Consider the following 12858-nt stretch of genomic DNA (forward strand, 5'->3'; position numbering starts at 1 on the left):
ATCTGGCAGGCCGCTTCGGCGTCCTGCCAGATGTTCTGCGACGGACTAGATTTCGATCAAGGGTTTTGCAACGTCCGAGGCGAGGATCTGGTATTCAAAAAAACAGGTGTTTTCTGACACCTGTCGGCTGGTTCGGTCAGCGCGGATTTTACAGAATGACTCAGTCCGTTAAGTCATGCCTACCCGAAGCGATTGGCCGTGCTTGCCGCGAGAGATCGGCCTCTTGACGATCGAAGATGCGACCCAGATCGGTTCCGCAAAGCTGTTGCTGACTGGGGGATGATGCCCTGCATTCGGGCCGGAAGGCCCAAGGCATACCCGCAAGCCATGACAGATGCCGCTATAGAGAACGTGACCGGATCAAGATCATGTTCGGGCGCCTGAAGGACCGGGGACACGTGATACGACAGGTCCCCTGCCGTGTTCCTCCCGGCCATCGCAACAGGCTACCGGACTAGGACGACCTGCACGCCGACGGCCTGGGCTACATTTGCCCAAGCCCTGTCAGCTGTCACCGCTGGCAAGTTCAGGGCAACAGCCAACGCCAGGCAGGACCGATCGCCGAGGCTGAGCCCGTCGCCCGCCGTTGCATCGCGCATTTGACCGGCAATCATGGCTTGGGCCTCGTCATGAGGATGAACATCGAGACGTAGGCGAGAAAGCAGGTCGGGCACGACCTTGGGCGGTATTCCTTTCTGGATCGTCTTGGCAACGATCTCCTGCAGGTTGACGGTCGAAATGGCTGCATTCCGCAGCCACTCGCGAGCCTTGTCGGATCCCTTCTCTCCCTGAAGGTCGACGAACACCGCGGAGGTGTCGATCACGCAGATCGCCATCAGCGTGGTGCCGTGCCGGATCCGCCACCTTGCTCCGCCGCAGCATCGGCCCGGCGTTCGGCAATGACCTCGCTCGCGATATCTTCTCCACCGGAGACATAGGATCGGAACAGAGCACCTGCCTCGTCGAGGGAGTGATCAGCGGTGGTAAGCCGTACTACATCGCCATCGATCTCCGCCATCACCTGACCGCCCCGCTCGACGCCGAGTTGTCGCCGCATTTGGGCAGGAAGGACAAGCCGACCATTGGGAAGGACATTCACACGCATGGGACACCTGACCAATAAAATCGTAATGGATAGATAGACGAAAATTGGTCACTTATCAATATACGGTCAAGATAGTCTAAGTTACCAAGCTTAATGTGTGGAGCACTAAGCTCAGAAGGGTCATGCGACCGAAGTCGACCTAATAGTCCGAACATGCTGGCTCACGCAGGAACCGTGCATGCAGCACATGTCCACAAGGGGATCCGATGCCGGCCATATAGCCGAATGTTCTGCTTGCCGAACTGCTACGCCACCACATTACCAAGACGGATGCTTGCACCTTGCCCGTCTACTGAGCCCGGCATTTGGCTGTGATCCGGAAGGACGATATGCGTCGTCCCTCCGGCATTATCGTTCGTTTCGAGGCGTCATCCGCCGGTGGCCTCGAAAACCTGTCCGGTCGAGTACCTCGACTCGGCGCTCGCCGCGAGGACGTAGAGCGGCGCGATCTCGACAGGTTGCCCGGGGCGGCCGAACACAGTGTCGGAGCCGAATTCCGGTATCGCTTCCGTGGGCTGGCCACCAACGACCTGCAAAGGCGTCCAGAATGGACCGGGCGCCACCGCGTTGACCCGGATCCCCCGCGACCCGAGCTGCTTTGCCAGCGCCTTAGCAAAGATCACGTTCGCGGCCTTGGTCTGAGAATAATCGAACAGATTCTCGGGCGGGTCTTCGGCCACCACGGAAGCGGTGATAATGATGGAAGCGCCTGCTTCCATGTGCGGCAGGGCGGCTTTCGTGATCCAGAACGGGGCGTAGATGTTGGTCTTCATCGTCGCGTCGAAATTCTCGTCCGAGATGTCCTCGATCGACGCCGCCGATTGCTGGAAGCCCGCGTTGTTGACGAGGATATCCAGCCCGCCCAGCTCCTCGACGGCGCGCTCGACCAGTTCGCGGCAGAAGGCGGGATCGGTGATGTCGCCGGGTATGGCGACGGCCGTGCGCCCAGCTTCCTCGATCAGGGCTACGACCTGCTTGGCGTCCTGCTCTTCCTCGGGGAGGTAGTTGATGGCAACGTCGGCCCCTTCACGCGCATAGGCGATTGCCGCGGCACGACCTATCCCGCTGTCACCGCCGGTGATCAATGCCCGACGTCCGGCGAGGCGGCCCGAGCCCCGATAGCTTTCTTCCCCGTGATCGGGCACCGGGGTCATCTCGCTGGCCAGGCCCGGCCATTCCTGCCGCTGCTCTTCGAAGGGCGGCTGAGGATAGGCCGTCTGAGGGTCGCGCATCTCCGCCAAAGGGGTACCCGCGGCAGCTTCCTCCGGGGTCTGTGCTTGTGCTGCACCGGCAAACCCGGCTGCAGCGACGCCTCCAGCCATGCCGCCAAGGACCATGCGTCGTTGCGGATCGTGCAGGTTGTCGTCGTTCATGGGATGTCCTTGCGTCAGATAGATTCAGCTCGATCGAGCCGACGTACGCGACGTCGAGCCCGAATGTTCCGTAACAACCGGCAGGACATTCTATCGCCGGAAGCCAGCGTCATGTCTTCAAGGTGGTGAAAGTCAGGGAACACGCCTCGAGGCGGAATGGCGCCGGTACCTGCGGCAACACATTATGTGGCTGTTCCCGCTGGTCATGGACTTTCGCAGCCAGCGCAGAGAAGGCGATGGTCATCGAGGGTGTCAAATTCACCGGCGACGTCGCCGAGATCGACGCCACCAACCGCGCCGTTTGATCAGGCCGCGTCACCCAGATTCAGCCATAGCTCCGGGGAGGTCTGCTCCTCGCTCTTCCCGGCGAAAAGGCATCCCACGGAAATACGCGTTTGGCAGAATGACGCAGTCTGTAGAACACGCCCTGCGAGGCCGATAATCGAATATTATGTGGGCTGACATTCCTTTTTTCTGGGAGGTATCCGCAAACTGCGTTGGTCGGCTATGCGGGATAAAGCAACCATCCTGCTTTGCACTCTGGACGACCGCTTGCGTAATTCGGGCGGGATCAGATCGCTCTCGCGGAAATGACGACGGCCGGCATGGGGACCGTCCATTCCGGCCCGCTGCCGTGGTTGTCGAGGATCCGCTGCACCACCGCGGCCCGGATCGCCCGCGCGTGATCCTCGGGCTGCGGGCGCAGCAGGGCGCCGCCCCGGGCCGTGCCGTCTCGGAAAAACTCGAAAGGGGCGCCAGGATCGTTCACCTGCCAACCGGAGGCGACGACGTCGCAGGAAAATTCGCCGAAACCCACGGCCTCCAGAGCGGGATAGGCGATCTCCGGGTCCGCATAGTCATTGGCGCCAGGCCCGGGGGGCAGAGCGATATCCGGTGATCCATGGGCCCCGATCGCGCCGAAGACATAGCCAAACGCACCGTCGACCTCGGGACCGCACCAGGTCGAGAAGGCGATCCGGCCGCCATCTCGCAGAACCCGCCGCGCCTCTGCCAGTACGCGGGGCGGCTCGGGGATATGCGGCAGGCCGAATCCGATGGTCAGCGCATCGAAACTGGCGTCCGCGAAGCCAAGCTGCGTCGCGTCGCCATTCACAAATGTCGCACCGGGCACCGCTGCCTTCGCGATGTCGAGCATGGCGGGTGAGAAATCGAGGCCGGTCACCCTCGCTCCGGCCTCGACCAGGGCAGCCGACACGTTCCCGGGGCCGCAACACAGGTCGAGCGCTTCCATGCCAGGTCCCGCCTCGACGGCGGAAACGAGGTGCGGGACAACGATGTCCGATGCCATCGCGAACCCGCGCGCATAGGCGCCGGCGACTGTCGGTTCGGACCATTCCCGTCTTTCCAGTTCGGCAAAGGCTCCGGTATCCGTCATGTCGTGCCTTCGCGGTTTCGGGTGCCGAAACGGAACCTGGATGTCGCTGGCGCAAAAGGCCGCGTGCAGCAGCTTAGCACGGTTCCCGATGGCGGAGACCGGAAAAGGACGCCAAGGCGGAGCGAATGCTCCGCCTTGGCAATGCGCGACGCCGGCTTTTACTGCGCCGGCGTGATCGCGCCGGCGGGGATCGTGACGCTCGTGTCGTTTCGCGCGTGATGGCGTCGGATCATCGGACGCAGCACGAGGATCGCCGCCAGGGCTGCCATGAGATCGAGGCAGGCCATCGTGTAGAACACGGTGGTCCAGCCACCCGTCGCCTCCATCACGAGATTGCCGACCGGAACCAGCAGCGCCGCGAAACCCTTCGCGGTGTAGAGCGCGCCGTAGATCTTGCCGATATGCTTGGTTCCGAACACGTCGCCCGCCGTCGCCGAGAAGAGCGAATAGACCTCGCCCCAGGCGATGAAGACGACGCCCGAAAGCAGCACGAACGCGATCGGATGGTGGCCGAGCTGCGACAGGGCGAAGATGCCGGCCCCCTCGAGCGAGAAGGCGATGAACATCGTCGGTTCGCGCCCGATCTTGTCGGAGACGAAGCCGAAGAGCGGCCGCGAGAGACCGTTCATGAACCGGTCGAGCATCAGCGCCAGTGGCAGGGCCGCCATGCCGAAGAAGACCACCGTGTCGGCGACGCCGAGATCCTCGGCCATCGGGCCGAGCTGCGCCACGGCCATCAAGCCGCCGGTCACGGTCGCGGTGAACATCGCGAGCATGACCCAGAAGACCGGCGTCCGCAGCGCCTCGCCGAGCGTGTAGTCGCGGCGGCTCTGCAGCACATTGGTCGAATAGCTGACCTCGTCGCCTCTGGGCGCCTTCAGCAACCATGCGAGCGCGAAGATTGCCACGCCCTGAATGAGGGCGAAGGTGAAGAAGGCCGACTGGTAGCCGGAAGTCTCGATCATCCGCGCGATCGGCATGATCGTCAGGATGGTCCCCGCGCCGTAGCCGCCCGCCGTCAGGCCGACGGCGAGGCCGCGTCGGTCGGGGAACCACTTGAGCGCGTTGTTGATGCAGCTCGCGTAGACGCATGCGACACCGGCACCGCCGACGGCGCCGCCGAGGTAGAACATGGCGAGCGATTCCGCCTGGGAATTGATGATCCAGGCAAAGGCGATGAGCAGGCCGCCGGCCGCCACGATCTTGCGCGGACCCTGGATGTCGATGAAGTGACCGACGAGCGGGGTGCTCCAGGTCTGCATCAGGACGAAGATGGTGAAGGCCGTCTGGATCGCCGCGCGGCTCCAGTCATGGCTCTCCTGGATCGCCGGAACGAAGAGCGTCCAGGAATACTGCACGTTCGAGGCGGCAACCATGCAGGCAATACCTGCCACGAGTTGCAGCCATCGGTTGACCGGCACAGGCTCGGCCGGATGAGATGACCTCGATAGGCTCGACACGGGGGTAGTCCTCCCAGATGCGGCGGAGACGTCGTCTCGCACCAGACCGATCGTGCTGATCGGCGCTTTTTGATGATTGGATGAGGTATCCGGCCCGGCTCGACCGAGCGGAATCTGTCAGAACGTCTGGACGACGGTGGCACGGCTGCGCCAGTTCATCCGGATCGACACGGCCGCGATCGGCGGCGGATCCGGCTCGGACGGCACGTCGTTCTCTGCGACCCGTTCCGTCCGGGCCGTGCTCTCGCGGGGAAAAGCGATCTCGCTCGGATCGTGGGCGGCAATCTCCGTGACGACCTTCGGCACATTGCCGGGAAAGGCTTCACCGATCAGCGCCACGACCGGAAGGCGGCGAAGGTTCGGGAGAGCCCCGCACGGGGCAATGACCAGATTCTGGCGCATGACTGCCCGAACTCGCACCGGCCGACGATTCTGGCAAGATTCCATGTTGCCGGACGAACGAAGATTACGCGCCGAAGGCGAATAAGCGCCGATGCGGCGCCGGCCGGGGGAGATGCCCGCGGCGTGGCGACCATACGCCGTTCCCCGGGCGTTTGAGGTCGGCCGCCGGCAATGCCTCGCCCGGCTTGCCATCGACGGGTCCGGCACCGGCCGAAGCCCCGATCTGGACCGGAACTTCGGCCTGTGTCCCCGCCGGGCGCGACCCGATCAGCTATCGGGGGTCAGCAGGATCTTTCCGCGATGCGTCGCGTCTTCCATCATGCGGTGCGCCTGCGTGGCGGCCTCGAAGGGAAACGTCCGGTGGGTCTGGGCGGAGAGCCGGCCGTCGGCGAAGAGCGGCCAGACCGAGGCCTCGAGAGCGCTTGCGACGGCGGTCTTGAACGCATCGGGGCGCGACCGGAGGGTGGAGCCGGTATAGACCAGCCGCTTGAGCATGATCGGCATCAGGTCGATCTCGACCTTGGAGCCCGCGTTGAACGCCAGCTGGACGATCCGCGCATCCGCGCGGGCGGCCTTGATGTTCCGCGCCACGTAGTCGCCGCCGATGATGTCGAGGATCAGGTCGGCGCCGCCGGCCTCGCGCACCGCCGCCACGAAATCCTCCTCGCGGTAGTTGATCGCCCGCCGCGCCCCGAGCGACCGGCAATAGGCGCAGTCGTCCTCGCTGCCGCAGGTGGCGAGGACCGTGAGGCCCAGCCGGGCGCCGAGCTGCACCGCCGTCGAGCCGATGCCGCCCGCGCCGCCATGGACGAGGAGCACCCGATCCTTCTCGATCTCCCGGTCGTGGAACAGGTTGCTCCAGACCGTGAAGTAGGTCTCGCAGAGACCGGCCGCGTCGATCTCGGACACGCCCTCGGGGATCGGCAGGCAATGCCCCGCATCGACCGTCACGTATTCCGCATAGCCGCCGCCATTCGTCAGCGCGCAGACGCGATCCCCGACGCGCCAGCGATCGACGCCGTCCGCGACCGCGACGACCTCGCCGGAGACTTCCAGCCCCAGCAGGTCGGACGCGCCCTTCGGGGGCGGGTAATGCCCGCGGCGCTGGACCAGGTCGGGGCCGTTGACGCCCGCCGCAGTCACGCGGATCAGGACGTGACCGGGCTCCGGGCGCGGCACCGGCCTCTCGCCGGTCTGCAGCACATCGGGTCCCCCCGACTCGCGCATCTCGACGGTCCTCATACTCTCTGGCAGCATCTCGGTCCTCCGGTGGTTCGCCCAAGACTATGCCGTCGGGCGGAATTGGCAAACCGGCTTGCACGGAGGACCGGATGATCGAGCTGCGGGATCTGAGACTTCTGGTCGCGCTGTCGCGGCACAGGAATTTTTCGCGCGCGGCGGCCGAATGCGGGATCTCGCAGCCGGCCTTCTCGATCCGCATCCGCAAGATGGAGGACGGCTACGCCCTGCCTCTGGTGCGGCGCGGCAATACCTTCATGGGCTTCACGCGCGAGGGGGAGATCGTGCTGCGATGGGCGCGCAAGCTCCTGGCCGATGCGGAAGGGTTGCAGCAGGAGATCGACGGGCTCAGCCGCAATCTCAGCGGCAGGCTGACGCTCGGCGTGATCCCGACGGCGATGCCGTTCGCGGCGCGCGTCTCCTCCATGTTGCGCCTGGCGCATCCCAACCTCTCGATCGAGCTCAACTCGCTCTCGACCCGCCTGATCGAGATGCGGCTCCAGGACTTCTCGATCGATGCCGGCATCATGTATGTCCGCGATGCCGACCCCGAGACGACGGTGTCCCTCTACGAGGAGGGCTATGTGCTGATCGCCCCGCAATCGCTGGTCGAGCGCTTCGGCCCGGAGGTGACCTGGTCCGACGCGGCCTCGTTGCCGCTCTGCCTGCTGACCCGCGACATGCGCAACCGCGAGCTGATCGACGCGGTGTTCGCCAGCATCTCGACGGTGCCGACGGTGGTGATGGAAGCGACCGGCTTCACCGCGGTCCTGGCCCAGGTCGCGAGTGGCCACGCCGCCACCATCGCGCCGCGGGCCGTGGCCGACACCTTCGTCACGCTCGGCACGACCAGGCAGTTTCCGCTGATCGAGCCCGTCGTGACCCATGCGGTTGGATTGTCGGTGAAGAACCAGACGCCGGTCCTGCCGATGGTGCAGGCGCTGCGTCGCGCGATCCGGGCCGCTTTATAAGCTCCATAAATAATGGATTATTACGTCGCCACTGGAAGTTATTGCGAAGATATGCGATATACCAAGCCAACAGGGAGGCGGATATGGCTTTGGATCAAGGCGACGGAGTCTGGAAATCGGGCAAGGGCCGCGGACGGAAGACGCCGAAAGGCCGGCAGCTCGACGCCGAAGCCCTGGAGGAGGTCAGGTCGCTCCTCGGCGACACGCCGCGCCGCCGCGACCTGCTGATCGAATACCTGCATCTGATCCAGGACCGGTACGGCTGCCTGTCGGCGCCGCACCTGCGCGCGCTGGCCGAGGAAATGCGCACCGGCATGGCCGAGATCTGGGAAGTCGCGACGTTCTACGCGCATTTCGACCCCCTGCGCGAGGACGACCCGGTGCCGCCCGACCTCACGATCCGCGTCTGCGACTCGCTCTCCTGCGAGCTGGCGGGATCGGAGGCGCTGCTCGCGGCGCTGGAGGGCGGGCACGATCCGGCCCGGATCCGCGTCCTGCGCGCGCCCTGCATGGGCCGCTGCGATACTGCGCCGGTGCTCGAGATCGGCCACCGCCATGTCGACTACGCCACGCCCGAGAAGGTCGACGCGGTGATCGCCTCGGGTGATTTCCACCCCGAGATCCCCGATTACGAGACGTTCGAGGCCTATCGCGCCGAGGGCGGCTACGGCAGGCTCACCGAGCTGCGCACGAACGGCGACTGGGAGAAGGTCCAGGACGTCGTCGCGCAATCGGGACTGCGCGGCCTCGGCGGCGCCGGCTTCCCGGCGGGCAAGAAGTGGGGCTTCGTGCGCGGCAATCCCGGCCCGCGCTATCTCGCCGTCAACGGCGACGAGGGCGAGCCGGGCACGTTCAAGGACCGCTGGGTTCTGGAGCGGACGCCGCACCTGTTCCTCGAGGGGATGCTGATCGCCGCCTGGGCGGTGGAGGCCGAGCGCTGCTTCATCTACATGCGCGACGAATATCCCGCCGTCCTGCACATCCTGCACACCGAGATCGCGGCGCTGGAGACGGCGGGGATCGTCACGCCGGGCTATGTCGAGCTCCGCCGCGGCGCGGGTGCCTATATCTGCGGCGAGGAATCGGCGATGATCGAGTCGATCGAGGGCAATCGCGGCTATCCGCGCCTGCGTCCGCCCTACGTCGCGTCCGTCGGCATCTTCGACCGCCCGACGCTCGTTCACAACGTCGAGACCCTTTACTGGATCACCCGGGTGGTCCGCGAGGGACCGGAAATCCTCAACTCGGTCGAGAAGAACGGCCGTATCGGGCTCAGGCGGTATTCCGTCTCGGGCCGAGTCGCGGAGCCGGGCGTCTACCTCCTGCCGGCGGGATCGACGATCACCGACGTGATCGAGGCCGCGGGCGGCATGATCGAGGGTCACACCTTCAAGGCCTATCAGCCGGGCGGCCCGTCCTCGGGACTGCTGCCGGCCTCGCTCGACGACGTGCCGCTCGATTTCGACACGCTGCAGCCGCATGGCAGCTTCATCGGATCGGCCGCGGTGGTCGTGCTGTCGGACCACGACAGCGCGAAGTCGGCCGCGCTCAACATGCTGCGGTTCTTCGAATCCGAATCCTGCGGCCAGTGTACCCCGTGCCGGGTCGGCTGCGAGAAGGCCGTGAAGCTGATGCAGGCCGACAAGTGGGACGGCGAGTTGCTGGAAGATCTCTGCACGGCGATGGCCGATGCCTCGATCTGCGGTCTGGGCCAGGCGGCGCCGAACCCGATCCGGCTGGCGATGAAGCACTTTCCGCAGGAGGTCGGCGCGACGGACGGCGCGCCGCCGACCGATGGCTACGATACCGAACAAGCGCTCGAGCGGCGGGAGATGAACTGATGGCCGATACGACCCGTTTCACGCTCGATGGCCGCGAGGTCGAGGCCCTGCCGGGCGAGACGATCTGGCAGGTGGCCAAGCGCGAGGGCACGCTGATCCCGCATCTGTGCCACAAGGACGCGCCGGGCTATCGGCCCGACGGCAATTGCCGGGCCTGCATGGTGTCGATCGAGGGCGAGCGCGTGCTGGCCGCCTCGTGCACCCGCGCGCCGGCGGACGGCATGGTGGTGACCACGGCCGAGCCGCGCGAGACCCGCGCCCGGAAGCTCGTGATGGAGATGCTGCTGGCCGACCACCCGAAGGAGGCGGACGCGCATGACCGCTCCTCGCACATGCGGGCGATGGCCGAGATGCAGGGCGTCGAGACGAGCCGCTTCCCGGCGCTGGAGCGGGACCGCGTGCCGCTCCTCGACGACAGCCACGTGGCGATGAGCGTCAATCTCGACGCCTGCATCCAGTGCGGTCTCTGCGTCCGGGCCTGCCGCGAGGTCCAGGTCAACGACGTGATCGGCATGGCCGGACGCGGCCACGACGCCTATCCGGTCTTCGACTTCGACGACCCGATGGGCGCGTCGACCTGCGTCGCCTGCGGCGAATGCGTGCAGGCCTGCCCGACCGGCGCGCTGATGGAGTCGAACGTCCTCGACGAGGCGCAGCGCGGCGACAGCGCCGATTACGACAGCGCCGTCGACAGCGTCTGCCCGTTCTGCGGGGTGGGCTGCCAGATCTCGCTCAAGGTCAAGGACGGCCGCGTCAAGTATGTCGACGGGATCGACGGGCCGGCGAACCAGAACCGGCTTTGCGTCAAGGGCCGCTTCGGTTTTGACTACATCCACCATCCGCACCGGCTCACCAAGCCGCTGATCCGCCGCGAGGACGCGCCCGCCAAGGGGCTGAACGTCGATCCCCAGGACTGGAGCCGGCATTTCCGGGAAGCGAGCTGGGACGAGGCGCTCGACGCCGCGGCCAACGGCCTCGCGCGGCTGCGCGACGATACCGGCGAGCGCGTGGCGGGCTTCGGCTCGGCCAAGTGCACCAACGAGGAGGCGTATCTGTTCCAGAAGCTGATCCGCCAGGGCTTCGGGCACAACAACGTCGACCATTGCACGCGGCTCTGCCACGCCTCGTCGGTGGCGGCCCTGATGGAGAACGTCGGATCGGGGGCGGTCACCGCCACCTTCAACGAGATCGAGAACGCCGACGTGGCGATCGTGATCGGCGCGAACCCGGTCGAGAACCATCCCGTGGCCGCGACCTTCTTCAAGCAGTTCACCAAGCGCGGCGGCAAGCTGATCGTGATGGATCCGCGCGGCGTCGGCCTGCGCCGCTTCGCCACGCACATGCTGCAGTTCAAGCCCGGCGCCGACGTGGCGATGCTGAACGCGATCATGCATGTCATCGTCGAGGAAGAACTCTACGATCGGCAGTACATCGCGGGGTTCACCGAGAACTGGGAGGCCGAGAAGGCGCATCTGGCCGACTTCCCGCCCGAGAAGATGTCCGAGATCTGCGGCATTCCCGCAGATACGCTGCGCGCCGTCGCCCGCGAATTCGCCTCGGCCAAGGCGGGCATGATCTTCTGGGGGATGGGCATCTCCCAGCATATCCACGGCACCGACAATTCGCGCTGCCTCATCAGCCTGGCGCTGATGTGCGGCCATGTCGGACGGCCGGGCACGGGGCTGCACCCGCTGCGCGGCCAGAACAACGTCCAGGGCGCGTCCGATGCCGGCCTGGTCCCGATGTTCCTGCCCGACTACCAGAGCGTGACCGACGACGGCGTGCGTTCGGCCTTCACCGAGATCTGGAATTCCGGCGACTTCTCCGACCAGAAGGGCCTGACGGTGACCGAGATCATGGACGCCGCGCACGAGGGGAAGATCCGGGGCATGTACGTCCAGGGCGAGAACCCGGCCATGTCGGACCCGGATGTCGACCACGCCCGCGACGCGCTGGCCAAGCTCGAGCATCTCGTCGTGCAGGACATCTTCCTGACCGAGACGGCGAACTATGCCGACGTGATCCTGCCGGCCTCGGCCTTCGCCGAGAAGACCGGGACGGTGACGAACACCAACCGACAGGTGCAGATGGGCCGGCCCGCGCTGGCGCCGCCGGACGACGCGCGCGAGGATTGGTGGATCACCACCGAGCTCGCTCGCCGGCTCGGCCTCGACTGGGGCTACACCCATCCGCGCGAGGTCTTCGCGGAGATGAAGCGCGGGATGGCGTCGCTCGACAACATCACGTGGGAGCGGCTGGAGCGCGAGAACGTCGTGACCTATCCCTCGCTCTCGCCCGACGATCCGGGTCAGCCGATCGTCTTCGGCGACGGCTTCCCGCGTCCCGACGGGCGTGCCAAGTTCACGCCCGCGAGCGTGATCCCGCCCGACGAGGTGCCCGACGCCGATTATCCGATGGTGCTGACCACCGGCCGGCAGCTCGAGCACTGGCATACCGGGTCGATGACCCGGCGCTCCAAGGTGCTCGACGCGGTGGAACCGGAAGCGAACTGCTCGCTCAACCCCAAGACGCTGCAGCGCATGGGTGTCGAGCCGGGCGGCATGGTGCGCCTCGTGACGCGCCGCGGCGAAATCACCACGATGGCGCGTGCCGACTGGGCGATCGCCCCGGATATGGTCTTCGTCCCCTTCGCCTATGTCGAGGCGGCGGCCAATATCCTGACGAACTCGGCGATCGATCCCTACGGCAAGATTCCGGAGTTCAAGTTTTGCGCGGTCCGGGTCGAAGCCGCCGACGTTTCGCAGGTGGCTGCGGAGTAACATGCGCGGCGTCTGCGGCGGGCCGGATTCCATGGGCCCCTCGCAGACGCCTCCGGCGACATGTCGAATGTCGCCGGGGGAGATCCCGATCGCCGTCGTCGACAGACCGAGGGCAGGCGTCCGGCCTGACTGCCCGGGCGATCAGCGGGACGGTCGGATCACCGCATCGACGAAGCCGGTCTTTCTGTTAGCATAGCGCCTTCGTCCTGCATGGCGTGTTGCCTCACGTAACTTTGCTACCGCTTGCCTCATCGAGAGTGTTACCCGCTGACCTGGCATGAGGCCTTCGGA

General features: G+C 65.9%; 10 protein-coding genes. 3 read left to right on the top strand and 7 right to left on the bottom strand.

Translation table 11 applies throughout. From position 1 onward, the window contains the following. Nucleotides 1-446 precede the first annotated feature (446 nt). From Q1A87_RS18340 to Q1A87_RS18370, 7 genes are all read right to left on the bottom strand, one after another. Nucleotides 447-836 (bottom strand): type II toxin-antitoxin system VapC family toxin, encoded by a 390-nt coding sequence (locus Q1A87_RS18340; protein ID WP_299654685.1) that lies wholly within the window; start codon nucleotides 834-836, stop codon nucleotides 447-449. Beyond that, entirely contained in the window at nucleotides 836-1105 is a 270-nt protein-coding gene (locus Q1A87_RS24260; protein ID WP_363323019.1) for an AbrB/MazE/SpoVT family DNA-binding domain-containing protein, read from the bottom strand. Before Q1A87_RS24260 ends, Q1A87_RS18340 begins: the two co-directional genes overlap by 1 nt. A 368-nt stretch (nucleotides 1106-1473) precedes the next feature. Next, nucleotides 1474-2478, bottom strand: coding sequence for an SDR family oxidoreductase (locus Q1A87_RS18350; protein ID WP_363323020.1), 1005 nt, complete (start codon nucleotides 2476-2478; stop codon nucleotides 1474-1476). A 571-nt stretch (nucleotides 2479-3049) separates the two neighbouring features. Continuing rightward, nucleotides 3050-3730: a methyltransferase domain-containing protein gene (locus tag Q1A87_RS18355; RefSeq protein WP_299654691.1), complete on the bottom strand. Its 681-nt coding sequence runs from the start codon at nucleotides 3728-3730 to the stop codon at nucleotides 3050-3052. A 302-nt stretch (nucleotides 3731-4032) separates the two neighbouring features. Continuing rightward, nucleotides 4033-5295: an oxalate/formate MFS antiporter gene (gene oxlT, locus Q1A87_RS18360; protein ID WP_299654694.1), complete on the bottom strand. Its 1263-nt coding sequence runs from the start codon at nucleotides 5293-5295 to the stop codon at nucleotides 4033-4035. A gap of 156 nt (nucleotides 5296-5451) precedes the next feature. Then, a complete protein-coding gene (locus Q1A87_RS18365) occupies nucleotides 5452-5928 on the bottom strand; it encodes a hypothetical protein (protein WP_299654697.1) in 477 nt (158 codons plus the stop codon). 75 nt (nucleotides 5929-6003) lie between these two features. Then, a complete protein-coding gene (locus Q1A87_RS18370) occupies nucleotides 6004-6993 on the bottom strand; it encodes an NAD(P)H-quinone oxidoreductase (RefSeq protein ID WP_299654700.1) in 990 nt (329 codons plus the stop codon). Between the two features lie 74 nt (nucleotides 6994-7067). Here Q1A87_RS18370 and Q1A87_RS18375 point away from each other — a divergent pair, with 74 nt between their 5' ends. The 3 genes from Q1A87_RS18375 (at nucleotide 7068) to fdhF (ending at nucleotide 12567) form a co-directional block, all read left to right on the top strand. Beyond that, nucleotides 7068-7946, top strand: a complete 879-nt coding sequence (locus Q1A87_RS18375) for a LysR family transcriptional regulator (RefSeq protein WP_299654703.1) — start codon at nucleotides 7068-7070, stop codon at nucleotides 7944-7946. An 83-nt stretch (nucleotides 7947-8029) separates the two neighbouring features. Beyond that, nucleotides 8030-9787 carry an NAD(P)H-dependent oxidoreductase subunit E gene (locus tag Q1A87_RS18380; protein WP_299654705.1) on the top strand — a complete coding sequence of 586 codons (1758 nt, stop codon included), beginning with the start codon at nucleotides 8030-8032 and terminating at the stop codon, nucleotides 9785-9787. Further along, nucleotides 9787-12567 (top strand): formate dehydrogenase subunit alpha, encoded by a 2781-nt coding sequence (fdhF, locus tag Q1A87_RS18385; RefSeq protein ID WP_299654708.1) that lies wholly within the window; start codon nucleotides 9787-9789, stop codon nucleotides 12565-12567. Before Q1A87_RS18380 ends, fdhF begins: the two co-directional genes overlap by 1 nt. Nucleotides 12568-12858: the final 291 nt, after the last annotated feature.

Source organism: uncultured Jannaschia sp. (assembly GCF_947494055.1).
Classification (GTDB): domain Bacteria; phylum Pseudomonadota; class Alphaproteobacteria; order Rhodobacterales; family Rhodobacteraceae; genus Jannaschia.

What these genes read in the sequence shown, in the direction of transcription:
- Q1A87_RS18355 (WP_299654691.1), bottom strand. Translation starts at nt 3,730, where the DNA reads ATGGAAGCGCTCGACCTGTGTTGCGGCCCCGGGAACGTGTCGGCTGCC.
- Q1A87_RS24260 (WP_363323019.1), bottom strand. Translation starts at nt 1,105, where the DNA reads ATGCGTGTGAATGTCCTTCCCAATGGTCGGCTTGTCCTTCCTGCCCAA.
- Q1A87_RS18370 (WP_299654700.1), bottom strand. Translation starts at nt 6,993, where the DNA reads ATGCTGCCAGAGAGTATGAGGACCGTCGAGATGCGCGAGTCGGGGGGA.
- Q1A87_RS18340 (WP_299654685.1), bottom strand. Translation starts at nt 836, where the DNA reads ATGGCGATCTGCGTGATCGACACCTCCGCGGTGTTCGTCGACCTTCAG.
- Q1A87_RS18380 (WP_299654705.1), top strand. Translation starts at nt 8,030, where the DNA reads ATGGCTTTGGATCAAGGCGACGGAGTCTGGAAATCGGGCAAGGGCCGC.
- Q1A87_RS18365 (WP_299654697.1), bottom strand. Translation starts at nt 5,928, where the DNA reads ATGGCAAGCCGGGCGAGGCATTGCCGGCGGCCGACCTCAAACGCCCGG.
- fdhF (WP_299654708.1), top strand. Translation starts at nt 9,787, where the DNA reads ATGGCCGATACGACCCGTTTCACGCTCGATGGCCGCGAGGTCGAGGCC.
- Q1A87_RS18375 (WP_299654703.1), top strand. Translation starts at nt 7,068, where the DNA reads ATGATCGAGCTGCGGGATCTGAGACTTCTGGTCGCGCTGTCGCGGCAC.
- Q1A87_RS18350 (WP_363323020.1), bottom strand. Translation starts at nt 2,478, where the DNA reads ATGAACGACGACAACCTGCACGATCCGCAACGACGCATGGTCCTTGGC.